At 43.4% G+C, this 24387-nt stretch carries 24 protein-coding genes; 20 read left to right on the top strand and 4 right to left on the bottom strand.

The window, feature by feature from the left end:
• Window positions 1-25 precede the first annotated feature (25 nt).
• Window positions 26-1051, top strand: coding sequence for a GGDEF domain-containing protein (locus LDO37_RS10735; RefSeq protein ID WP_126607232.1), 1026 nt, complete (start codon window positions 26-28; stop codon window positions 1049-1051).
• Between the two features lie 6 nt (window positions 1052-1057).
• On the opposite strand, the gene LDO37_RS10740 is transcribed toward LDO37_RS10735, so the two are convergent.
• A complete protein-coding gene (locus tag LDO37_RS10740) occupies window positions 1058-1588 on the bottom strand; it encodes a GNAT family N-acetyltransferase (RefSeq protein WP_126607231.1) in 531 nt (176 codons plus the stop codon).
• Window positions 1589-1808: 220 nt separating this feature from the next.
• Between LDO37_RS10740 and LDO37_RS10745 the strand changes: the two genes are divergently transcribed.
• Window positions 1809-2027, top strand: a complete 219-nt coding sequence (locus tag LDO37_RS10745) for a hypothetical protein (protein WP_101111307.1) — start codon at window positions 1809-1811, stop codon at window positions 2025-2027.
• 93 nt (window positions 2028-2120) lie between these two features.
• On the opposite strand, the gene ydiJ is transcribed toward LDO37_RS10745, so the two are convergent.
• Entirely contained in the window at window positions 2121-5159 is a 3039-nt protein-coding gene (ydiJ, locus tag LDO37_RS10750) for a D-2-hydroxyglutarate dehydrogenase YdiJ (RefSeq protein WP_126607230.1), read from the bottom strand.
• A 220-nt stretch (window positions 5160-5379) separates the two neighbouring features.
• Here ydiJ and LDO37_RS10755 point away from each other — a divergent pair, with 220 nt between their 5' ends.
• The 4 genes from LDO37_RS10755 to LDO37_RS10770 all read left to right on the top strand — a co-directional run bounded on the left by LDO37_RS10755 (window position 5380) and on the right by LDO37_RS10770 (window position 8916).
• Entirely contained in the window at window positions 5380-6060 is a 681-nt protein-coding gene (locus LDO37_RS10755; protein WP_101111305.1) for a DUF3334 family protein, read from the top strand.
• 185 nt (window positions 6061-6245) lie between these two features.
• Window positions 6246-6929 (top strand): DUF2786 domain-containing protein, encoded by a 684-nt coding sequence (locus LDO37_RS10760; RefSeq protein WP_167404859.1) that lies wholly within the window; start codon window positions 6246-6248, stop codon window positions 6927-6929.
• Window positions 6930-7073: 144 nt separating this feature from the next.
• Entirely contained in the window at window positions 7074-7739 is a 666-nt protein-coding gene (locus LDO37_RS10765) for an OmpA family protein (RefSeq protein ID WP_126607229.1), read from the top strand.
• 133 nt (window positions 7740-7872) lie between these two features.
• The gene (locus LDO37_RS10770) at window positions 7873-8916 is read left to right on the top strand and encodes a J domain-containing protein (RefSeq protein WP_126607228.1); all 1044 of its coding nucleotides are present in this window, start codon (window positions 7873-7875) and stop codon (window positions 8914-8916) included.
• A 311-nt stretch (window positions 8917-9227) separates the two neighbouring features.
• On the opposite strand, the gene LDO37_RS30220 is transcribed toward LDO37_RS10770, so the two are convergent.
• On the bottom strand, window positions 9228-9362 hold the full coding sequence (locus LDO37_RS30220) for a hypothetical protein (RefSeq protein ID WP_263422456.1): 135 nt from the start codon (window positions 9360-9362) through the stop codon (window positions 9228-9230).
• A 42-nt stretch (window positions 9363-9404) separates the two neighbouring features.
• Window positions 9405-10736, bottom strand: coding sequence for an IS4 family transposase (locus LDO37_RS10775; protein ID WP_224056022.1), 1332 nt, complete (start codon window positions 10734-10736; stop codon window positions 9405-9407).
• 366 nt (window positions 10737-11102) lie between these two features.
• Here LDO37_RS10775 and LDO37_RS10780 point away from each other — a divergent pair, with 366 nt between their 5' ends.
• The 14 genes from LDO37_RS10780 to LDO37_RS10845 all read left to right on the top strand — a co-directional run bounded on the left by LDO37_RS10780 (window position 11103) and on the right by LDO37_RS10845 (window position 24309).
• The gene (locus LDO37_RS10780) at window positions 11103-11537 is read left to right on the top strand and encodes a hypothetical protein (RefSeq protein WP_126607207.1); all 435 of its coding nucleotides are present in this window, start codon (window positions 11103-11105) and stop codon (window positions 11535-11537) included.
• A 420-nt stretch (window positions 11538-11957) separates the two neighbouring features.
• The gene (locus tag LDO37_RS10785; RefSeq protein ID WP_126607206.1) at window positions 11958-13064 is read left to right on the top strand and encodes a phosphoribosylaminoimidazolesuccinocarboxamide synthase; all 1107 of its coding nucleotides are present in this window, start codon (window positions 11958-11960) and stop codon (window positions 13062-13064) included.
• A gap of 1037 nt (window positions 13065-14101) precedes the next feature.
• Window positions 14102-14473, top strand: a complete 372-nt coding sequence (locus LDO37_RS10790) for an acyl carrier protein (RefSeq protein ID WP_224055194.1) — start codon at window positions 14102-14104, stop codon at window positions 14471-14473.
• Window position 14474: 1 nt separating this feature from the next.
• Entirely contained in the window at window positions 14475-15746 is a 1272-nt protein-coding gene (locus LDO37_RS10795) for a beta-ketoacyl-[acyl-carrier-protein] synthase family protein (protein WP_126608880.1), read from the top strand.
• A gap of 55 nt (window positions 15747-15801) precedes the next feature.
• Window positions 15802-17037 (top strand): beta-ketoacyl synthase N-terminal-like domain-containing protein, encoded by a 1236-nt coding sequence (locus LDO37_RS10800; RefSeq protein WP_126608879.1) that lies wholly within the window; start codon window positions 15802-15804, stop codon window positions 17035-17037.
• Window positions 17034-18326 carry a beta-ketoacyl-[acyl-carrier-protein] synthase family protein gene (locus tag LDO37_RS10805; RefSeq protein WP_126608878.1) on the top strand — a complete coding sequence of 431 codons (1293 nt, stop codon included), beginning with the start codon at window positions 17034-17036 and terminating at the stop codon, window positions 18324-18326. The genes LDO37_RS10800 and LDO37_RS10805 overlap by 4 nt, the downstream gene beginning before the upstream one ends.
• Complete coding sequence (locus LDO37_RS10810; protein ID WP_126608877.1) at window positions 18323-19213, top strand: hypothetical protein; 891 nt, start codon at window positions 18323-18325, stop codon at window positions 19211-19213. Before LDO37_RS10805 ends, LDO37_RS10810 begins: the two co-directional genes overlap by 4 nt.
• Window positions 19213-20187, top strand: a complete 975-nt coding sequence (locus tag LDO37_RS10815; RefSeq protein ID WP_126608876.1) for a polyketide synthase dehydratase domain-containing protein — start codon at window positions 19213-19215, stop codon at window positions 20185-20187. Before LDO37_RS10810 ends, LDO37_RS10815 begins: the two co-directional genes overlap by 1 nt.
• On the top strand, window positions 20184-20990 hold the full coding sequence (locus LDO37_RS10820; protein WP_126608875.1) for an alpha/beta fold hydrolase: 807 nt from the start codon (window positions 20184-20186) through the stop codon (window positions 20988-20990). The genes LDO37_RS10815 and LDO37_RS10820 overlap by 4 nt, the downstream gene beginning before the upstream one ends.
• Window positions 20983-21441: a hypothetical protein gene (locus LDO37_RS10825; protein WP_126608874.1), complete on the top strand. Its 459-nt coding sequence runs from the start codon at window positions 20983-20985 to the stop codon at window positions 21439-21441. The genes LDO37_RS10820 and LDO37_RS10825 overlap by 8 nt, the downstream gene beginning before the upstream one ends.
• Before the next feature lie 15 nt (window positions 21442-21456).
• Complete coding sequence (locus LDO37_RS10830) at window positions 21457-22194, top strand: SDR family NAD(P)-dependent oxidoreductase (RefSeq protein WP_126608873.1); 738 nt, start codon at window positions 21457-21459, stop codon at window positions 22192-22194.
• Window positions 22195-22196: 2 nt separating this feature from the next.
• Window positions 22197-22946: a 4'-phosphopantetheinyl transferase family protein gene (locus LDO37_RS10835; RefSeq protein WP_126608872.1), complete on the top strand. Its 750-nt coding sequence runs from the start codon at window positions 22197-22199 to the stop codon at window positions 22944-22946.
• A 136-nt stretch (window positions 22947-23082) separates the two neighbouring features.
• The gene (locus LDO37_RS10840) at window positions 23083-23553 is read left to right on the top strand and encodes a GNAT family N-acetyltransferase (RefSeq protein ID WP_126608871.1); all 471 of its coding nucleotides are present in this window, start codon (window positions 23083-23085) and stop codon (window positions 23551-23553) included.
• A 24-nt stretch (window positions 23554-23577) separates the two neighbouring features.
• The gene (locus LDO37_RS10845) at window positions 23578-24309 is read left to right on the top strand and encodes a glucose 1-dehydrogenase (RefSeq protein WP_126608870.1); all 732 of its coding nucleotides are present in this window, start codon (window positions 23578-23580) and stop codon (window positions 24307-24309) included.
• The last annotated feature ends 78 nt before the right edge of the window (window positions 24310-24387 follow it).

The raw sequence follows: 24387 nt of genomic DNA on the forward strand, positions 1-24387 counted from the left end.
TGCTGCCTCGACATGAGGTTTACGTATGCTGAGAAAAAGAACGCCAGAATGGATGGCGTCAAATTACGGGCTACTGGAGCTAAACGAGCATCACAAGGTGCTTCGTTTTATTACCATTGTTTCATTGCTCACCTTTCTGCCATTTTCAATAAAGAATGTTGTTCTGGGGGAGTATGTCTATGCTGCACTACTGATCACCTTTGAGCTTTCACTGTTACTTGAAGTGTATTGGTTTTACACCAGGCAGCGTCCCATGATCAGTTATCTACTTCCTGTAACCTTATTAGTTGCATGTGGGATTTTTGCCATCCCAATACTAGGTATCAATGGGTCCTATTGGGCGTTTCCTATTGCTATATGCGTTGTCTTTGTTATGCCCACCAGAATATCGCTGATCTTTAATATTATTATGATCATCGGTGTCGCAATTACAGGCTATTACTACATTGACCACTACGCCCTACTTCGCCTTGTTGGGGCACTCTCCATCACTGCTTTCTCTTCTCTTTTTGTCACCACTTCGTTTCTTAATCTGCAAGACAGATTCAAAGAGCTTTCGATTACTGACTCAATGACGGGAGCATACAATCGCGCTCAACTTGATGCGTTTTTAGGAACGGCACTTGAGCTTCATCAGAAGACGGGGCTTTCTTCCACGATTGCGCTTATCGATATCGACAACTTCAAACAAGTGAATGATAGGTTTGGTCATGATGTTGGCGACCAGATGATTCAGTCGGTGGTAAGAGTTTTCAAAGAATCGGCACGCCCCAATGATTTCATTTTTCGCTTAGGGGGCGATGAGTTTTTGATTTTGTATAGAAAGTCAGGCTTGAAAGACAGTTATATTCGATTGGAAAAGTTGAGGCAAAAAGTGTCCGAGTTACGTGTACACAATAATCTGTCTGCATCGATCAGTGCGGGGATAACTTCTTCTAATGCAGACATCAACATCAGCCAATGGATGAAAAACGCGGATCTCTCACTGTACAGCGCGAAACACAACGGTCGAAACAGAATAGTGCACCACAAAGAAAAATGTGCCGGATAAGACAAACTACAGTACGTTGAGGTTTAGTCGGTATTCATAGCAGTCGATCATACATCCGTTGATGCAGGTGAAATCGTTAACTGTGCCTGTATGTTGGAACTGATTATTAAGAAGCACTCTTTGGGAAGCGACATTTTGTGTTGCGGCGTACGCCCTAAGCGTTTTCAAACCTCGGTAGGTTTTTGCATAATGAATCAATTGCTGAGTCACCAGTGTCGCTAGACCTTGCCCACTTGAGCGTTCAGCAATTCGATACCCCACCCACGCTTCACCTTTCTTCAAATCAATACCATGCAGATTTGCACGTCCGAGGATCTCACCCCGACCATTCTTTATCAAAGTCGGCAGCATCGTCATGCTTTGATAATCCTTCAAGCATTCTCGAATGTGTAGGTTTACGCCTTTCATGCAATAAAAGCCTTCCGGTCTTTCATCGATAAACGTTTCAAACCATTGCCGATTAGCACGTTCAAAACGCAGCAAATCTTCGCAATCTAAATAGCTGAGTACCGGAAACGTGAACAGATTATCTTGCACCGCAACGACCTTTATTCGGATGAGTCAAATGAAAACAAATAGTGAACTCTATGCAGTAAAACCACAAATATTGAAGTGATAAATTTTTTAGATTGTTGAGATTGATAGCAAAACGGCAATGCATCGTTTTGCACACTTTCTTAGCAAAGTGACAAGGAGTGATGTTCATTACCTTATCAAAAATGATATGTTATAACAAAACACAATTGAGACTAAATTTATGACTACGTCTGTTATACCAAGCAACTTTGCCGAATGGCGTCATTGTATTACCGTAGAATGCGGCATTTCACTAACACCGAGCTATATTGAAAAGCGAATTCAAGCTTTGCAATCCGAGAAAGACGAGCACACAAGGCAATTTGTAAGGCTTTATGGAGAGCAGTATAAGCAGCAGGTTGTAGCTTGGTTTGAGCGTGCAAAAGCGGAAGCTGCCTAAAGACGACTCACTCACCACAAGTAAAGCCAGAAAAAATGAAAAAGCGAAGCCTGAGCTTCGCTTTTTCTATTATTGAACGGATAAGTTTGGGCTTTAGACCAAGGTAAGTAGAGCCTGTAGCGGGTGTTGCAATTTCTCGTTGGCAAATCGCTTCACTTGGCTTCGACAAGAGTAGCCCGTTACAAGGCAGCGGCTCTTATCAAGAGAATCCAACTTAGGTTCCCAGCTCAGACCATAGATATCTTTAGACATAGTAAGTTTATCGACTTCGTGCCCAAAAGTACCGGCCATACCACAACACCCAACAGGAACCGTATTTAATCGAGCGCCAAAATGGGAGAAGATGGCACCCCACTCTTTTTCTGCGTTCGGCATTTTTGTTTTCTCTGTGCAGTGCGCAAACAAATACCAAGGCTTATCTTCATTGCCTTTAGAGAGATTCAGCTCGTTCAGTCGAGGCAATAGCCATTCGTGAACGGTAAGTACATCAAAGTCCCCTCTCTTTGCACCCAATACTTCTTGGTACTCATCGCGGTAACAAAGCACTAACGCAGGATCTACACCCACCATTGGAATGCCCGTATCTGCGACAAGTGAAAGAAAATCTGCCGTGTTCTTAGCCGACGAGGCAAACTGAGAAAGAAAACCTTTTATATGCTGGGCCTTGCCGTTGGGTTTGAATGGCAATAACACAGGTTTTTTCCCTAGCTTTCTAACCAGTAGAACAAAGTCTTCAACCACTTCAGCATCATAAAAGCTGGTGAAAGGGTCCTGTACAATGAGTACGTAGTCTTTCTTCTCACTCTCTGATAACCCATTCAGCAACTTCAAATCAAACTTCGTGCTGTCGTAAGGCTTTAAGCGCTGAACGAGCGTTGGCACACTCATTAATGGAGCATCAACGTACCCTACGGTTTTCACCGTTAAGGACTGAACCCACTTTTGATTCAACGCTAAATTCACGGTTTTGGGGATTTTTGCCATCAGTGGCAACATGGTTTCAATGTTGGCGACCAAGTAATCTTTAGCTGGACGCTGGTATCGAGAGTAGTAGATATTGAGAAAGCGAGAGCGAAAGCTCGGTACATCCACTTTTATCGGACATTGACTTGCACAAGCCTTACAGGCTAAACACCCATTCATCGCTTCGTATACTTCATGAGAAAAGTCATACTCATGACGTTTGTTAATCGTATTTCTTACTCGGTTCAGAAGCGTCTTAATCGTGGCACTGCCTTTCAAAGTTTGCTGTTCTAAATCCAGAATATCAATCCCGTGCTCAGTCAGCTGCCTAAGCCATTCGCGTACCATTCCTGCCCGACCTTTAGGTGAATGGCGACGGTCCGCTGTTACCTTCATCGATGGGCACATTGGGGAGCTAGTATCGTAATTGAAGCACAATCCGTTACCATTACACTCCATTGCCTGCTTAAAGCTATCGCGCACTTCTACGGGGATTTGCCTGTCATACATTCCACGTTTGGCGTCGGTCACTCGAACCAATTCGGCGTCACTGCCTAGCGGAGTACATATCTTGCCCGGGTTCATTTTATTGAGTGGATCAAACGCGGCTTTTACTCGGCGAAGTTCTAAAAATAGTGACTCTCCAAAAAACTCAGGACCGTACTCAGAGCGATACCCTTTACCATGCTCACCCCACATCAATCCGCCATATTTGGCGACGAGCTTAACCACGTCATCAGAAATCTGATGCATCAACGCTTCTTGTTCTGGGTCGCATAAATCTAAGGCAGGGCGAACGTGGAGTACGCCAGCATCAACATGACCAAACATTCCGTAGTTTAAATTTTTAGCGTCTAACAACTCACGAAACTCCTGAATGAAGTCCGCTAAGTTTTCGGGTGGCACACAGGTATCTTCTGCAAATGCGACGGGTTTTGCTTTCCCTTTTGCCGCACCGAGTAAACCAACCGCTTTTTTACGCATGCCATAAATACGACCAATGCTCGCGAGATCGTTACATACCTGATACCCAATAATACCGCCTTCTTCACGCTCCAACATTTGGTCAAGCTTGCTCGTCAGGCTTGAGACTTGATACTCGACCAGCTCACCATCTTGACCAGCAAATTCAACGATGTTGATACCTAGCATTTCTTTGCCAGGAACGTCCGTAAGCAACTCGCTCACGGTATGCCAAACAATATCCTGCTTCGCTAAATTCAATACACGAGAATCGATGGTTTCAACAGACAGAGCGTTTGCTTCAACCATAAAAGGGGCGTTTCTAAGCGCAGAATCAAACGTGTTGTATTTCACGTTTACAAGCGTTCTGGCTTTCGGAATCAAAGTGAGATTAAGTTTGGCTTCAGTAATAAAGGCAAGAGACCCTTCCGCTCCACACAATACGCGAGTGAAATCAAATGAATCATCTTCCTCATTTAACGCGTTTTTTAAGTCATAACCCGTTAAGAAGCGGTTGAGTGGAGGGAACTTGTCTACAATTTCTGCACGTTTTTGGCGGCAGACTTGCTCAGTAACGGATAACGCTTGATGAGCAAAAGTCCCTTCTTCAGGTTCTACATCACTGAGATCACTTTCAATGAGTGAGCCATCAGTAAAAACAGCCTGAAGTGACAATACGTGATCCGAGGTTTTGCCGTACACGAGCGAACCTTGCCCAGAGGCATCGGTGTTGATCATACCGCCTAGCGTCGCACGGTTACTGGTAGAAAGTTCAGGGGAAAAGAAAAAGCCGTACGGACGAACGACATCGTTCAGCTTATCTTTTACGATCCCAGTTTGTACTCGAACCCAACCCTCTTTCTCGTTAATTTCCAACACTTTGTTCATATGACGAGAAAGGTCGACAACAATACCTTTTGTTAAAGATTGCCCATTTGTCCCTGTTCCGGCACCTCTCGGTGAAAACGTCACTTTTTGATATTCCGGCTGATGTCCGATTCGTCCAATCAGCTGTACATCTTCTGTCGTTTTGGGGTGAACAACGGCTTGAGGCAACTGCTGGTATACGCTGTTATCGGTAGCAACAGCCAAACGACTAGAGTACATAGACTCAATATCGCCTGTAAAACCAGCACTTTGAAGTTCTTCGAGGTATTGTTTAACTAAAGGATCAACATCCGATTGGTGTTGTAGTCTTGGTAACATTATGCTTCCTGCTCCCTCGTGGCTGATCCGTTCAGCCGGGATAAAAGTGGTTTAGACATTGCGATTTATTTTTTGATTTTCGTCACTTTACAACATTTCAGAGCTTGATAAAAACAGAAAGTACGCATGAAATTAAAACGTTTGCTTACTTTTTTGAATTTTTCGTCCACACTTCAATACAAGCAAACATTTTCTCCTATCGTTGTTAAGCGAATTCCATATGAAAAAAAATAAAATAGTTACAACAGAAGATATCCTTTTAAAGCTGTGTCAATCGGTTTCTGGTGTGCTTCAATCTGCTACGAATTCTAAAATCTCATACTCAGCTATGGTACAAAAGATCAATAAAACAAGTTTAAAACCTGATTTTGGATGTTTTGTACTGTTTGATGGTGGGTTTTCGGGGTTGGTAGTCATCAACTTTACGGCTCAGTCTGCGCTAGAGCTCTATCAAAACTACATGCGTAACATGGGTATGCCAGAAGAAGAGCTCGCCATCTTGCACACTTCTGATGAAGTCGGTGACGTTCTAGGTGAACTGATGAACCAACTTGTTGGTGACTTTACGAATAAAATCCGTAAAGAACTGCAAACCAACATTACGCAGAACCAACCTAAAATGCTGGCCATTAACAAGCAGGTTATGCTTTCGGTTGATACGAACTTAGATAGACCGCAAGCGCGACGTGTGTCTTTCTCTACAGAGAAAAACAACATCTTCTATTTAGAACTCGCAATGGACAAGACGGAATTTATCCAGCTTGAAGAGTTTGAAGCAGAAGATGAAGCTAGCGTTGATGATATTCTCGAGCAAGAGCAAGCAAAGTCAACGACAAAAGTGGAAGACATTCCACCTTCAGACGATATTGCGAGCGATTTGCTTGATGAGCTGGGCATCTAAACAGCACACGTACTCAAGTTAGTACAACAGGCTAATTTCAATGCGTTAAGTTGCTTGAGCATTTAAACTTTCAAACGCCACGGTAAACCTACTGTGGCGTTTTCATCATCTATGGTGCATACCTCTTCCCCTCTCCTTTCTAACACGGTAAAATGGTCGACTTTTCAAATTGACTTGCTGTGGACATGGACAAAAAAAAAGCCCTAAAGAAAATTGCCAAATGTTTGGAGCTAGGTAACTCTGCTAACGTAAACGAAGCTGCTAACGCTATTAAAATGGCGCATAGCTTAATGCTCAAATACGGGCTTGATAAAGACGATATCGAATTTATCAAGATGGGAAAAACACAGTCTAGCCACCTGCTACCCGCTAGTGTTTCTTCTACTCTGCTTAGGATTATTAGGGGGATTAACACTAAGTTTGGTGTTGAAGCTGTTTTGCTTAACCACAAAGGTCTCAAGAAGTTAGAGTTTATAGGTGAAGCCGACAGAGCTATTTTTGCTGCGTTCGCCTTCGATATCATTTATCGTGAAATGAATGAGCAAACCGGTCAATTTAGAAATGGCTTTGCTGGCTCTGGTACAAGCAGCGCAGAAGTTCAGCGACGTGTTTCTTCTTTTCTTTCTGGTTGGATCGAAGGTGCTTTAGAGAAGCTGCCCGAAATTGCGCCAGATGATGACTCTAACAACAAAATCAATAATTACATCGACAAAGAATTCCAAAACATTGATCGTGAAACCTTCAAACAACAATTAAAAGAAGCGATGAAGAACATTACTGCGGATTACGAAGTTGGTTTGAAAAAAGGTCGCCGCGTATCCGTTAACCGCCCCGTCGAAGGTGGACAGGCGCCCAAACTCCTCAAGTAACTTATTCGACAAATATCCAATTCAACACACAGAATTCCATAAACGCCCTGTCGGGCGTTTTTTGTATATAAACACAAACAGAACATCATATTGTATTACTGGAAATATAACGTATGATGCACGATATACATAAGTGAGGCATCTATGAAATTTCTATCCTATCTTCTGCTCGGCACTTTCGCTTTAACTGGTTGCCAAGCAACACAGCGTCACAATGCGACAACAGGTCAACCTGAAACTAATTCCGCAACGAAAGGTGTCATCCTCGGTGCATTGGCTGGCGCTGCTGCTGGTGCCATCACGGGTGACGACAGTAAAGACAGACAAAGGCGAGCGTTATATGGGGCGCTGGGCGGTGCTGCTGTTGGCGGTGGGGTCGGCTATTATTTCGATAAGCAAGAAGCTGAGCTCCACAACACATTGGTCAATTCAGGCGTACAAGTCCAACGACTCGACGAAAACCAACTATTACTTATCATGAAAAACGGGATCGGTTTCCAATCTGGATCTTTTGCACTAGACAGTTCAATTCACCAAACATTAAACGGGGTTGCCGCTGTTATCGCACGCTACCCTGAAACTAAACTTGTCGTTAATGGCCATACTGATAGCTCCGGTAATGATACGACTAATCAAGTATTATCCGAACAGCGTGCCATGCAAGTCGAATCCTATCTTATTGGGCAATCAATCAAATCTGGAAGAATCGACGCAAAAGGATATGGCGAGCGTCATCCTATTTGCGACAATGCGACTATTCAAGGACGCGCTTGCAATAGACGTGTCGAGATTCAAATACTGCCCATGTAATCCAGCATATTGATAGAAGCTCAACTAAACTTAATGGTGTATTACGTTTATTGTTATGTCCTAGCATCTTGAGGTGACTTGGGTATAAAATCAGCCCCTCTGGGGCTGTTTTTATCTCTATCGAATTGGCTATATGAAACCTTTTTTATTTATTACCGCTGTCTTCTTTTCCATTGTGCTATCGAAAGCTAATGCTGCCTCTATTGAGGAATTGGAATCAAAAGCAAACAAACAAGACCCGGTTGCTCAGTACTCTTTGGCTCAAGCGTTCTTTCAAGGCAATGGGGTTCCCAAAGATCCTCAATCTGCCATTGTATGGCTTAGGAATTCAGCCGAAAACGGATACCCTTTGGCTCAACTCAAACTCGCTAATGCGTATGACTCAGGGCTCGCTATTGAAGAAAACCGAGATAAAGCAGTCTATTGGTACACCAAATCTGCCGTTCAAGGGCTTGCGCGAGCTCAGTTAAAGCTGGGTGCCATTTATGAGCGCTTATATCGTGATTCAAAGAACATTGGTGATTTAGAGACCGCAGAAGTGTGGTACCGAGTGGCGCTAGAAAACAACAGCCATCAAGCGGAGAACGCGTACAACCGCGTTCTGGAAAATCAATTCAATCACAGAAAAGCAGCGCAACTTGGTCAATTTGATCAATTAGACAAGACGCACGAAGAGCGAGTCTCCTCCGAATCACAGAAAGCACAAAACGCACCACCGACCCCCATTAAAAAAGACTTGGATTGGTATCTAACCAAATACGAAAAAGAGATCATATACGGCTCAGCAGGCTTCGCTCTGTTCGTGCTAACGCTCGTTGCTATGATACTTGTCGGCAAGAGCCGAAGAAATAACAAAAATGCGGCATTAGAAAGCAAGGTTTCGGACCAATCACAGCAATCCAAGAAACTCAGAAGAGAGCTAGAGAAAGCACATAAACAAATTCTAAAACAAAACGGAATGCTGGAAGAACTCAAGTCTGCCACCAAAGATCAGAAGTTTCATATCGCATGTGCGGTGTTCGGATTTAACCCCAAACGTTTGCCTAAAAAAGATGTGATCAAGAACCGTTACAAAAAGCTCTGCCGCGTATATCATCCCGACGCGAATGGCAGTGATGAAGAGATGCGACGGTTGAACACAGCGCTAAAGCTCATTTTGCAACAAAATGTTAATTAAATGTAACTTTTGCTTAACATTTCAATTGTCGATATGTCATAATTTTCTGCTTATATGTACCCAGAGTCTTTACTCACTGAACACACAGCTCCATTAATGAATGTGTTTGACCAAGATTGAGCTCCTTCTTGTAATGTCGCCTTAGGAATTTCTTTTGGAATTCTGATGAGCTCTTTTGAAATGCCATAGAGTGAATGAGTACCTTGCGGCGGAGTCAACACACTTAGAGAGTAAAGACCGAGATGTTTTGAATAGGGGGAAATGTGTTCGAAATTGAAGGAATTTGCGATTGGTGTAAAAGACCAAGCTATCTAACTCGCCATAATTATGTCGATGGTAAATATCATCATTCTTGCGAAAAATGCAACGATTTGGCAAAGCTTGATGTTCGTCAGTTTAATTTGGCTGAACAACAATTGAGAGACCAACGCGAAGAGTAATTCCATTAACACACCAGTATAGAAAGCGCCTTTATATGGTAACACCTATCACTTAAGGTGTTTTGAGCGTACTGGGTAACGAGTTTTACTAATACGAACGGTTCTTGGTTTGGACCGTTTTTTTCGTTTAGGTAATATGTAACGTTTTACCCGCTCCCTCATCGCTCTCAGCTTTTTGGGAACCGAACCTGGTGAAGCTATCGCGCACCACATGAGTTCATCTTGGATATCTCGAAGTGCCATCATAAAACTTATCCGTAAAGGTGACACCTTTGCTTCTTTCGCGATACGGCTTATCTCTAAGCGAACCAAGTTATAAGCAATCAATATCCCCCAAACTTCTTGCTCTATACCTTCTACCGATTGACTTCGAAGAAGTAATTCATCTTCCAACATGTCATGTTTTATTTCCCCATAACTGTTCTCTACTTCCCACCGTTCAAAATAGACATCCAGTAAGGACTGAAAGTCATATTGCCTATCGGTAAGAGAGGTCAGTACACCTTTAATATGGTTAGGTTGCTCTGATTCCGGGTACAAAGCCAGCCTCGCATACCACTTCTCGGGGAGACTCGGATCTTGCTTTCGTGCATGCGCTGACACATCCATCTCGACAATCAGATCACGCCCTTCATCATCTAACTGTTCCATGATTTTATATTGCGTATTTGATTTTATTGGGGTCATCCAGTGACTGGAACCGTGTTGGCGTTGCCAATTGAGCATCAACTCGGCACTTAAATAACATCGGTCAAAAATTGTGAGAGAGTTTGGTTTCGTTGAAGAAATGAGCTTCTTGGCGTAACTCACTTCACCCATTGAACTTGAACCAAAAGCAACATCATGGAGTAAGCGACTGCGAAGGGAGCAAAACGCGCATAGTCGAACTACGGGATATTCCGTATGTTGAGTTTTACTGTGCTTCACATACTGATAATGCTTAGCAAGCGCATGGGTACCATGAGTTCTAAATTGGGTACCATCAACCGAAAATAGCCTCAAGCCAAACCACTTATCCTCACTATCTTCCGATTTTGTCCAATGCTGAGCAGTCAACGAAAACAAAGCTTCCAATGGTTTGGCGGTTAAGCGTTTTCTAGCTTGAGGGATCGCACTAGGAGCAATGGACTCTCCCAAAGAGTTAGAAAGCTTCAGGTCTAATTTGTCTAGGACATCCGTAATCGGTCTGTCTCTATATAAACCGATACCGACAAGTAACCAAACAACGAGCTCAGCAGGCAGCTTTCTTCGCCTCAAACTGGCTTTATTGGTCACGTCGAGCGCCTGCTCTATCCATTCAAGAGGCAGCTCTTTTTGAAACAAAGCTAGAGATTCTGGAGCGGCATAATCATCAACATCAATGAGCCAGTGCGCCAACATAAAAATACCCTCAGTTCGTAAAGTTCTGAGGGTATTGTTAACCATCTGTAGGATCGTTCAACCGATCAAATGCTTAACTGATCGGTGTTACCTTTATATGGCGCTTTTTTCATTTTTGCTTGCCAATGCTTCAAATCAAAAAATCGTCACTACTGTACAACACTGTATAGAGTACAGAGACACCATCACAACCACCCCCTAATCTGTTTATTTAAACAGTATCAGTTCTTTCTAAATATTGTTTAAATATCAACCAGTTAAATTTATTTCGAAAAATAAAATCAAAAAAAAATTAAAACATGCTTGCTAAATAACCAAAACAACATTACTGTTTATCCATACAGTATGTATAAGGAAACAGTAACCATGTATGACTTACAGCGTGCCAAACGAAATCAACACACTTCAAATAACCGTTTTAATGCGTCGACTTTTGACAAAAGTTCTACCGAATCCGGATCTAACGTTGATCGATGTGCTGAACTTGCAAAGCTCTCGCAAGGTTCAAAGTGGGTACTGTTAACGAACGAATGCCCAAAACCACGAGCATCGACATTAAAGCGCTATCAGATTAACGCTAAACATTTGCTTCAAATGATGCCATCAAGAAAGATGACCGAGAAGGAAGTGGTATTAAAGGCACTTCAATCAGGTAATGCCAGTGCTGTGATTGCGAGCAAGAGTATCTCTGCCATCGATCAGAAACACTTGCTACAACGAGCAGCTCAATTAAATTGCACCTTACTTTTCACGCACGATGCGTCGGAGCTTTTTCCTGTAGAAGGTTCATTAGTACACTAACTATCTAACAGGAGGTGGGTCTATCTATCCTTCATTCCCACTTCTAGTGAAACTATCCATACTGTTCATATTCCACTGCTAGCCCCATTCTGGGGCTTTTCTTCTTTTTAAAACAGGTGGAACAAATCTGCTCCGAAGCCCAGCAGAACGATTCTGCGCTGCCAAAATAGGCATACAGGTCTTTTCACTAGCAAACGTTTGCTTTTTGTCTGGAACAGTAAAAAAGTTCTGGTATCATGCGCAACATCTGCACTTTTCGGAGTTGGCATTACCACTCTGAGGTTAGTTTGGGCTCTTCTCGTATAGCAACGACGGCACAGTAGCGGCTGTCATTTATTCGGGCTTTCAAAATCTTTTAGAGCAAACCAAACTGACTCTTTGTGCCCTCTTTGACGTTTGAAATTAGATAGGAATGTCGCAATGAGCTTAGCTGATCAAGTACTTGCCGTTAATGATGATCTCCCAATTCGTACTAACAAACCCGTTCATAGCGGTAAAGTTCGTTCGGTTTACTGGCTAACAGAAGAAGACAGCCAAAGACTGATCAAAGAAAAAGGGTATGACGTTTCACCAGACGCACCTTTGGCAATTATGGTTATTAGCGACAGAATTTCAGCTTTTGACTGCATTTGGCACGGTGAAGGCGGATTAAAAGGCGTACCTGGAAAAGGTGCCGCATTAAACGCCATCTCCAATCATTGGTTCAAGTTATTCAAAGATAACGGCTTGGCCGACAGTCATATTCTCGATATTCCTCACCCATTTGTTTGGATCGTACAAAAAGCAAAACCCGTTATGATTGAGGCCATTTGTCGTAAGTACATTACTGGCTCAATGTGGCGCGCCTATGCAAATGGTGAACGCGAATTCTGTGGCATAGAGCTACCTGAGAACCTAGAAAAAGACAAAGCCCTTCCAGAACTGCTCATGACACCATCTACAAAAGGAATCTTGAAGGGTATCCCAGGTGTCCCTGAAGCCGACGATGTCAATATCACTCGAAAGAACATCGAAGATAACTACGAAGCCTTCAATTTTACAAAAGCAGAAGACATTCCCCATTACGAGAACCTCCTGAAAGAGGGATTTGAAGTAATCAGCAAAGCACTAGCGGGTGTTGATCAAATTTTTGTTGATACCAAATTTGAGTTTGGTTACGTCACCGATGCATCTGGTACAGAGAAACTGATTTACATGGACGAAGTGGGAACACCTGATTCGTCACGCATTTGGGATGAAGCGGAATACAGTAAAGGTCGGATTGTCGAAAATTCAAAAGAAGGCTTCCGACAGTTCTTACTAAACTATTTCCCCGAACCCGACATCCTACTGAACAAAGAACGTATGGATGAGCGTTTTGCTCTTGCTGAGAACAACGACCTACCAGAGTCTGCTCTTATGGATATCTCCAAAACTTACATCGGCATCGCTGAAAAAATCACTGGTAAAGAAATCGTCCTGAGCGACAATCCTAAGCAAGAAATCATTAACGTTCTTCGTAGCCAGTACAACCTTATCGTCGATTAATACGACAGAACCCACCCGTTCATTTATTTAGAGCCAGTTCATCATTGAACTGGCTTTTTTGATTTGCCTTTCTTGCTCTTCATACAGTCTTATAAAGTGTGATAATGATCCTTCATTTGAACCCAAATGCACTGTAAACGGAACTAACCTCTCTTTACTGTATCGACTTATTGCATATTTGCAGCTAAATTCATGACCTTCAGCTGGCACCGCTCTATGCAGAACTTTTCTGTCTAATCGGGGATACTTGGTCGTTACCACATAGGATTGCTTTGTAAATGATGTAGTTGTAGCAAGAATGGGCTTCTAGACCGTAATAACGCACTATGCCTAATTACACATCGAAGCCAAGGAAAACATTGGCTGTAGGGTCAACAGAGCCTAGACACTCTCGTCCTTTATGCATGGGAAACATATTGAGTTCATATCATTATACGATTTTAAGTATATTTTCAGCCTTGAAATCTAGATTACTAACGCAGTATATCTGAGCAATACTCGAGCTTCATGATTCAATTTATTTTTGAAGTACGTATTTATTGTACTTCAGAATAGATAAAGCCTGTATATCTGTAACTAGGCGAATAGAAAATTTAAGTGCCCCATATTGATGCCAAAAATGGATTAGTAATCAGTATCAATATAATTTATTACATTTCACTATCAACCGCTTGCCTGCAATTTATAAATTAATAAGTGAATTATTTTTTTCTTATTTTGGTCTAAATCTATTTTTTCATAACTTGTCTTATATTAAAAATTAATCGCTATTTTTAATTAACTATTTAATCAATTTTAATATTTAAAAATAACAAAAAAATCAATAATGAAAGATCAAAAGGAAATAACCTTAATGATATAAAAATTATTTAAATTTTTTATAAAAATGCGACGCAGTGCTAATTCTTTTTATCATTAGTAAAAGGAAGGGCTAGTCTCGACTTAAATTTATACACCTAAATAATTGTTTTACAAGAGTTTTTTAATCGTGTTAGAGTTTTAAAAGATGTCCAGACACATAGTAAAAAGGAAATACAATGTTATTTAATGAAGTAAGTGAAATTCTAGTAGAAGTATTAGGTGTTGAACCTGAAGAAGTAACGGAACAGGCAAACCTTGTTGATGACCTAGCTGCAGAGTCAATAGATTTTGTCGATATCATTTATTCAATCGAACAAAAATACCAACTTAAAATATCGGCTGGAGATATATTCCCAGCATTTTTACAAGAAGAGAGTTTTTTAAACTCAGAGGGAAAGGTTTCCGAAGAGGTAATTTCTCGGCTAAGAAGTGACTACCCTCATTATTCCGATGCGGTTATAAATGAGTTTATAAATAGCCAGTCGGCGGATGTATTTTTCAAAGTCGATAGTTTAGTAAACTTCGTTTCTCAAAAACAGGCAGCATAATATGAAACCTTCAGATGTCGTCATTACTGGAATGGGTTTATATACATCATTAGGAAACACAGTTCCGGGCGTATGGAATCGAGTTTTAGATAACCAATCCGGAATTAAACTAATCAGCCATCAAGACTGGCTGTCTGGTCATGGTGTTCATCTGCTGGCTTCTTGCAAAGACTCGTTTGATTTTTCCAACTTCTATGGAAGTTGGAATATCAATAAAAAAAACTTGAGAAACATGGGCAGAATAAGTTCAATGTTCTGTCATTCTGTACTTAGCGCACTTGAAGGTGCGGGGTTCGATTCTCATCAGTCACTACCGAGGCACTCTTCAGGAATAATCGTGGGAACAGGTGTCTCGCTGTGCGATGAGCATCAGCCCACTCCTCCCGCTTCACGAAATCCAAAGTGGTTTCTCGATACCTACCCAAACATTGTACTTGCTCAATCTTCGGTTGCGACTGGGATCACTGGCTATGGAAACACCATCGTCAATGCATGCACTAGCGCCAGCCTTGCTATTGGGCAAGCTTACAATATGATTCGCTCTGGCGAGGCAACGGTTATGGTTGCAGGCGGTGCTGATAGCCGGCTTTCTCCCTCGTTTCTTTCTGGGTTTAGTCAACTCAACATGCACTCTAAAAGCGACGATGCGATTCGCGCCATGCGGCCGTTCGACAAACTAAGAGGTGGTTTTGTGCTTGGAGAAGGCGCAGGGGCATTGGTGCTTGAGAAGCGAGAACACGCGATTCAAAGGGGTGCAAAAATACTGGCTAGCGTCGTCGGTTTCTCCTCGTCAATGGACGCTTTCAGGATGACTGATCCCTGCCCGAAAGGAAAAGCGAAAGCGATGCGTGGTGCACTTGCTGATGCGAACCTACAGCCACATCAAATCGACTACATCAACGCACACGGCACTTCAACGCTATCCAACGACAAAGAAGAATCGAAAGCGATTAACGATGTTTTTCAAAATCGCTGTCCATTAGTCAACAGCAGTAAAGCAATGTTGGGGCATACATTAGCAGCGAGCGGCGCAATTGAATCCATCATGTGTGTCCAAAGCCTTATCTCCCAGACATTGCACGCTAATCCAAATCTCGATCACCTCGATCCCTCATGTGATATCAATTTGGTTGGGAAGTCCCCGATTTCCCAACCTATTCGTTACTGCATGAACAATTCAAGTGGGATAGGAGGATCCAACACCACTTTAATATTTGAACGCAATTCGATACCTGAGACAGACACAGAACACGCTAATCCCTTTCAAATTTAGCCTAGGATTCTGTTCCGTCTCAGAGCTAGTTAGTCTCGTAAAATAAGGAATACTCATGCCAACACCTGTTGCGGTTATTACCGGACTGGGCGGGTTTACTTCGCTCGGAATAACCCTAGAAGAACATTTAGCAGGCCATCAGCAAGCCGAAACTGGGATTCGATATGATGACACTTATCCCTATCCGCTTGGTGCTGTGCCCAATTTCAATCCACGCGATTTCATCAAAGATAAAAAGTCCATTCGCATGATGACTCCGCAAGTTAAGCTTGGTATATCAAGTGCGGCATTAGCTTTTAGCGATGCACAGCTGGATGCCAACCAACTTGCGCAATTTGAAGAAACCAGTGGTGTCATCTACGGCTCTTTTTTCTGCCAAGGATTTCAAAACAGCACACCGCCTTATCTTGCGAGCTTGAACGATGATCTTTCCATCAACTATGAATCGTTAGGTTTGGAGCATTATCGACAATTCCCTCCCCTATGGATTTTACCTCGCCTACCTAATACGACTGGCGGGCAAGTGTCTATTCAATATGGGCTACGTGGAATGAGTTACAGCATTGTGAATGGTCCGGCTGGAGCCGTCATGGCGGTAGGTGAAGCGATGGAAGCCATTCAAGATGAACGTGCTAGCCGTATCCTTGCTGGCGCTTCAGAATCAGAAGCCTCGCTCGACCATACTTTTAGGCTTGAACAAAAACACCCTGTCGCTAAAACGTTGAACGATGAAGGCATTATATCTGCGGAAGCTGGGGTAAGTTTTGTCATTGAAAACGGTGACATTGCGAGTCAGCGTGGTCTCGAACATTATGGCGAAGTCACCGCTTATCAAAATAATTATTTACCCAAGCTTTTTAAGCAACCAAAACAAAGCACCATTGCTGCCATTGAAGCGAACTTCAGAAAGCTGTTACACAAAGCCAATACCCATTCATCAAACATCGATGCCATCCAACTGACTCTCTCTGGCATTCCAGAGCTAGACGAATGTGAAGCTCAAGCCGCATTTAATGTATTTGGTGGTGAAGTCCCGATTGTTTGCTCGAACGACTACACCGGATTTGCCTACGGTGCTGCCGGAGGTTGCTCGTTACTTTATGCCTGTTTGCAGTTAAAACACCAATACCTTGCTCCTGTTTTGAACACCGAACGTAAGCCGTTGAATAATCGTCTAAATTACGTTTCTCATTTACGCAAAGATACATCGCTCAAACAGATCATTTGCCATCACATTGACTATCTCGGCAATGAAGTCAGCTTATTGATAAACAAGGAGTCAGAATCATGAAACGCGTGGTCGTAACCGGCATGGGAGCCGTCAGCGCATTTGGCGCAGGGTCGGAAAAATTATGGCAATCATTATTAGCTGGTAAGAATGGCGTCAGATCTATTAACCACCTGCCAGTTAGCGGTGATATCGTCTCTATTGCAGCCACGATGCCTTCAATGGAAAAGCACATTGCTGCGAACAAGAAATTAGCATCCATCTCCACGGCGGATCCATCCATTAAAAAATTCTTCCTTGCTATTGAAGAAGCCGTCATTCAATCGGGTATTGATTTCTCAGACCCGAACTATCAAGACACCGCTTGTATGATCGCTGACCGCCCCTATAGCGCGACAATGGATGTCGATATTTATTTACCCACTTTTGCAAAAGCCACCAGCAACGGTGAGGTCGATCTTGAAGCCTGGCTAAGAGAGCTCAGACAATGCCCTGCTCTTACGGCTCGAACGCAAGTCGATGATACCGACAGCATTAATCATTTTACCTCACGCTATTACGACCTTACAGGTCCAAGCTTGAGCGTCGGGACCGCCTGCGCTTCCGGTAACAATGCCATTGGCGAAGCCTTTGAGAAAATTCGTCGTGGTCGAATGACATCTGCCATTGTTGGCGGAGCGTACGATTTCGACCTAAATGCCATGATCGGCTTCACTCGTATTGGCGCGCTCACGACCAATCCAGACACAGATACCGCTTGCCGGCCTTTCGACGCCGAACGAAGCGGTTTTGTTATGGGGGGTGGTTGTGGGGTGCTCATCCTAGAAGAGCTAGAGTCAGCACAAAAACGAGGCGCGAACATTTTAGCGGAAGTGACTGGCTACGGTTCTTACACTGATGGGTATCGTGCTACAGACCCAGACCCGGAAGGAAGGGCGGCGTGCTGGACTCTAGCAGGCGCATTGGATACTGCTGGGCTAAAACCTGAGCAAATTGACTATATCAACGCTCACGGCACTTCTACCAAAATGAACGACAAAACAGAAACCAATGCGATTAAAAAGGTGTTTGGTGAGCATGCTTATAATGTTCCTGTCTCTTCAACTAAATCCATGATTGGACACGGAATAATGGCAGCTGGCGCATTAGAGGCCATCGCGTGTATAAACGCCATGCGCGATGGCGTGATACATGGCACTCGTAACTACCAAACGCCCGACCCAGAACTTGATCTGGATTATGTCGCGGAAGGTAAAAGAGAGCTGGAAGTTCGCCACGCGATGTCGAATAACTTCGGCTTTGGTGGCCAAAATGCCACGGTCATATTTTCTAAATTTGGAGAATCACAATGACCTCTAGCCTGATACAAAATAACCTTGAATCTCAAGATTTTGAGAATCAAACACTGCGCAGCATTCTGAACATCAGTTTGACCGAACATCGCTATTTGTATTCACACAAAATCAACGGAGAGGTAGTTATCCCAACGGTTTTCTTGCTGGAATACGCGGTTGCGCTGTTACAACAAAGCCCGTTTATTGAAGAATTTGAAAACGGGAAACTCGACATTCAAAGCTTCTCACTGTGTAACATCAAATCTAGGCGCTTTATCCAAGTTCAAGAGAACATCGATAACAAACTGTACATCGAATGGAGCAAGCAAGAAGACGTTTACAATTTATCGATTGGGTGCGACAAACTCTCTAAAGGCGGAAGTGTTATTCGAGCAGACGTACTCGCCCTCACTGCGACACTAGAATTCACGCGAGATAACGTTCCTACTCACAATAAACCGACTGATGTAGAGCCCATCGAGATATCGGTATTACATAACTTCCGTAAGAAGTCCGCCGCCATTATGGGTTCGCTGTTTGCCACAACGAATTTTTGCTACGAATGGTCCCCATCTGGATATTGCTTAGACGGTTACTCCGACCTTAAAGACAGCCTGCATTACTACCTTGGCAGCAGTGCCGATATCACCTTTGCAACGCCTGCTCATGGTGCCATTTCCGGCGTGCAGTACCTCGTCTTTTATTCTTACCTGACCAATCGACCTGCCTGGCCAGCCGATATTGAATCGATGAGATTTTATGGTCCTGTAAAAGAATCACTCCTCATTACACAAGTCTCCCGAGGAAAGGATGACGGTCACGTTAACGTTACGGTGTGGAATAGCTCAGACATGAGCCTGATTGTGGAATTCAAGAACTACCAATTGCAGGAGAAACGCAACTAATGACGACTTCAACGCCTTTTTTCATTCATTGGGCAGATTCCATCCAAAAAACGGAAGATGGAGTACAACTCAACGTCACCATCGACCCCAATAAAATGGTGGCTTTAAAACACCATGTGTTTAATCACCTATGCCTATTTCCATTCGCGTATACAACAGAGCTGCTTGTACAAACAGCTGCGCACTGCGCCGAAGTTGACAACCCTTTTCCGCTGCATATCGAAAAGGTGGAACAACTTCGCGGTATTGCGATTCCTTTCGGAAAGACTCAATCACTTACCGTGGATTGCTTCAGGAACAGCGTAGGAAAATTCGAACTCAGTTTAACGATGGACTTAACCAACAAAAACGGGAAAGTAATTCGTAAAGATTGTGTCGTCGCAACGGCTACCATTGACGTTCGAAGCCAGCATGTGATCGGCCATCAAAGCGATAAACCAAAAGCTCTAAATCCACTGAAATTGCCTCAATCGCTTTACTACCAAACATTCCACCCAACTCATGGACCATTGTTTCAAACGATAACGGGGGATATCTATCTAGACGATAAGCTGGAAGGTATTGCAGGAAAGTTCAATTTGGCGCAGTTGGAAAACTGGCAATCCATCCAGCCCGGTCTGCGATTCTGGCTGTCGCCTTTAGCTTTCGATTCTGTTTTACAGCTCTCCGTTCTTAATTGCATCCAAATTGAAAGCACAACCAAACCTCAATTCCACGCCAAACTCCCAGTGCGAATGGAAGATGCGTATTTCCCAGCGCCTTTCTCTGCCGACACAGACTACACGATGCGTGGCTTTATTAATCACATCGATGACAAAGACCAGCAATCGCGATTTTGCGTAACAAAAGAGAATGGCGAGCACGTTGCTTGGCTCTCAAGTGTGACACTGCGCCGCGCTCCTCATAAACATTTTGAAGCTCGTAACCTCCTAGAAGATTTCAAGCAATATCGACATGAAGAGGTAATCTTGTGAAGTACACCACCCCCGAATTTGAGCTTAGCTATGCAGTCAAAGGTAACCAGAATGCACAAAGTACGCTGGTTTTCCTAAATGGTATTTTTCACGGGGAACCATCTTGGATCAAACAGAGTCGTTTTCCTTTTTTTAAGAAAGAGCACAAGCAAGTGTTTATAGATTACCCGGGATGCGGTGAGTCGCGCGTATTTGCAGAATTCTCATACGATCAATTGTGCGATGCAATCGCAGGGTTACTTAAAGAGTTACAACTGCCGAACATCACGTTAGTCGGATATTCATTTGGCGGAATATTGTCACTGGAATTGGCGAAACGAAATCCACACCTTATTAGCCAATTGGTCATGGTGAACTCGGCAATCGACATATCGATGAAAGGTAAAAAAATGATGGCAAGCGTTAAGCACATGCTGGAAACCGATGTGCCGCTCGCCACCATATTCCAAGGGACATACTCTTGGTTTTTTAGCGACGATTACTTGGAACAATTAGAGGACTTTCAAACGCTAGTTGTCCAGCGATATGTCGAATACAACCACAACAGGCACTCGGTCATTGCTTTTTTAAACGCGATCGGTGATCGCTCGAATGTCGAGCCACTGCCACTAACAATACCCGCATTATTGGTAGGAACTGAGGGCGATTTTATTTGCCCACCCAAGCTACAAAAAGCGCTCATCGATTCGAATTCTACGTTCGAGTGGGCTTGCCTACCGCTAGACACACATGCCGCGAATATCGAGGCGCACTCGATCGTAAACCAAACCATTCGCGCGTTTCTGGAGTCCCAATATGATTAATCCATTTTGTTTGTACGTCACTAATGCTGAGCAGCAATTACAAAGGTTTCCTATCTCAGCCGAACAAGATCTACCCGATGAAATAGGTAAAACGCTAACCGAAACAAAACAGCCGATAGTATTGAGCCACCAAGGAAAAAGCGACGCATATGCGTTGAATGAGTTGTTCCAAATTTTCCACAAGCTCTATCGCCCTTTAATGCGAAAACGCGGTTGCCAAGTATGGGTTCATTGGGAACAGAGCGAAAACACCATCATTCAAAAAGGTGCTCAAACGCTCTGCCAAATTGCAGCGATGGAGCTTACAGGAAAGAAAGTTCGAATCAACTTCATCAGTAGCGACAAGGCAATGGACACAAACACCTATTTTCAATTACTTGAACTTAAAGGCTGCGAATACCTAACCGCGCAGTCTGTGCAATGGAATGTTGAAAACGATCAATTATTGTAGGATTAAGGACATAAAATGAAAACGGTATTAATTACAGGCGCAGGGCAAGGGATCGGAATGGCCATCGCGCAGCAGTTTTCTCAATGTGATTACGCGGTATACCTAAATGTCAGAACGCTGACACCAGAAATAGAATCGCGAATTGCTTCACTGCAAGCCGATGGCGCTGTTGTTCTTCCCATTATTTTTGATATCAATAACGAAGTGCAAACACTGAAGGCTCTTGGATCAATAGATAAACTCGATGTTCTGGTGAATAACGCTGGAATACTTCGAGATAACCTCATCCCCCAAACATCAATGGAAGACTGGCAATCGGTACTTCAAACCAATTTCTATTCTGCTCAAGACATGTTTACGCGATGCATCCCATTACTTAAAAAATCGGATGCGCCTTGCGTTATCAATATGGCTAGCATCTCCGGTGTACGACCAAGAGCGGGTCAAGGTGCTTACGCCGTTGCTAAGGCAATGTTGATTGAATGGACAAAGCAACTTGCCAGTACTCCACCCACCGATCTCCAATCCTTAACAACTTATGCGATTTCCCCAGGGCCGGTCGCCACAGAGATGATAAAAAAGGCACCTTGGTATAAACAACCAGGCGCATTTGATCGCATTCCACTAAAGCGGTTTGCTCAACCCAATGAAGTCGCTGAATTGGCCGTTAGCCTTGCAAGATATCAGCGACTGAGTAACGGTCAGAATATCGTCTTAGATGGTGGATTTACTCAAACGACCAAAACTGCATAGCCATGGGGTCAAACACTCACCATATGGCAACGCCACAGCCAAACTCTGTCGACGTTTGGTTGTGGATTCCTTGCAAAAATTGGACACTATCAAAACTTAATGACCTGTCAAAGTCTGAGCGCACGCAATTTCAATTGAAGCCAGAAATAGCCCGGTGGCAATTCGCTGCCAGTAAGTTATTTCAGCGCCATGTACTAAGCATGTATATCAATAGAGAGCCGAGCCAACATGTTGTCTTGAAGAAAACATTCGGAAAGCCTTACTTGGATAAGGAATCTCTACAATTTAATACGTCGCACAGCCAAGGTGTAATAGTGGTTGCCGTTACGTCTAAAACTGAAATAGGTCTCGATATTGCTGTTCACAACCATGCATCTAAATGGAAACGAAGAGCTAGGAGTGTTTTACACGAAAACGAAGTTGTTGAGAATGCCACGCAGTTTTACCATTTGTGGGCACTAAAAGAGTCACTGTTAAAAGCAACTGGCGAAGGGCTAATTCATGGCTGTCGTCACTTGTGCCTTAACTCTGACGACCTAAATACAGATGGCTTAATAGGTACAGATGGTTTAAGTACAGACGGTTTAAATACAGATAGTATCAACAACGACTCACTCATTACCTATACCAAGCAGACTCAGCAATGGTGGAGTTATTTGATCCGGTCGCCTATTCGCCATGCGAGTTTAGCAGTATCGAGCAACACTCAGTTAAACGATGTCAGAATCATGAGCTTCATTCCTCAATCGTGATATCGAATAATCACAGCAGCAAGTCGTCTCATTCCTAATGAGCTCTCCATTCCCTTTGGTGGGCTCATTTTTCTTGCTCATCTAAAGGCATATTTGATAGTGTTCATTATCATTTAGAAAGAAGAAACAAGAAGATATGGAAATCAAAATCGATAAATTAGACGGCAAGGAAATCGTCGCTCTTCTCAATGAGCACTTAGATGATATGTACGCAACGTCTCCTCCAGAAAGTGTCCACGCCTTAGATCTAGTCGCATTAAAAAAACCCGAGATTACGTTTTGGTCGGCATGGGACAACGGCGAACTTCTTGGCTGTGCAGCCTTAAAACAACTTGATTCATCCCATGCGGAATTGAAGTCTATGCGTACCGCTAAAACAGCTCGAAATCAAGGTGTAGCTTCAAACTTATTACAACATTTGCTTTCTGTGGCAGAAGACCGAAAATACGAAAAGATCAGTTTGGAAACAGGCTCTATGGATTTTTTTAAACCCGCCCGAACCCTGTATGAGAAGAATGGATTTGTCTACTGCGCACCTTTTGCTGATTACCAGCCAGATCCAAACAGCGAATTCATGACGAAAGATTTGCTGCAAAAACCCTCTTGATAGCTTACCCCCTAAGGAATACTTATGAACAAGGTTGTGATCGTTACAGGTGGAAGCCGTGGTATCGGAAGAGCTACCTCTCTCCTATTGGCTTCAAAAGGCTATCGGGTATGTGTTAATTATCGAACGCGCCAAGATGAAGCTATCGAAACAGTTAAGCTGATTGAAAAGGAGGGAGGCAAGGCGATTGCTGTTGCTGCTGATGTCTCCGTTGAAGCCGACGTTATTCGCTTGTTTGATACTGCAGAAAAAGAGTTCGGAACGCTCACTCACTTAGTCAACAACGCCGGAATCCTATTCACCCAGTCCCGCCTAGTGGATATGGATCTTGAACGCTTTAACAAAGTAATGGCAGCCAACGCCACCAGCTGCTTCTTATGTTGTAGAGAAGCGGTGAAACGCATGATTGGAGGTGGTGCTATTGTTAATGTCTCTTCCGCGGCATCAAGGCTGGGAGCCCCGTTTGAGTATGTGGATTATGCCGCCTCTAAGGGCGCGGTCGATTCGTTAACCAAAGGGCTTTCTTTAGAGGTTGCGGCTCAGAATATCCGCGTTAACGCCGTTCGTCCTGGGCTCATTCACACAGAGATTCATGCCGATGGTGGTGAACCCGGTCGCGTTGATCGTCTCGCTTCTTCTTTGCCTTTACAAAGAGGTGGTACGCCAGAAGAAGTGGCCAATGCAATTGCATGGTTACTGTCTGATGAGGCTTCTTATGTTACTGGCTCATTTACAGAAATTGCTGGTGGGCGATGACTTAACACGCAGCAGTACGCTCATCCGTTTAGGTTTAATCACAAAAGCCCCTAAATGAATCATCCATTCTGTAAATAA

It is taken from the genome of Vibrio penaeicida (genome assembly GCF_019977755.1).
Lineage (GTDB): Bacteria > Pseudomonadota > Gammaproteobacteria > Enterobacterales > Vibrionaceae > Vibrio > Vibrio penaeicida.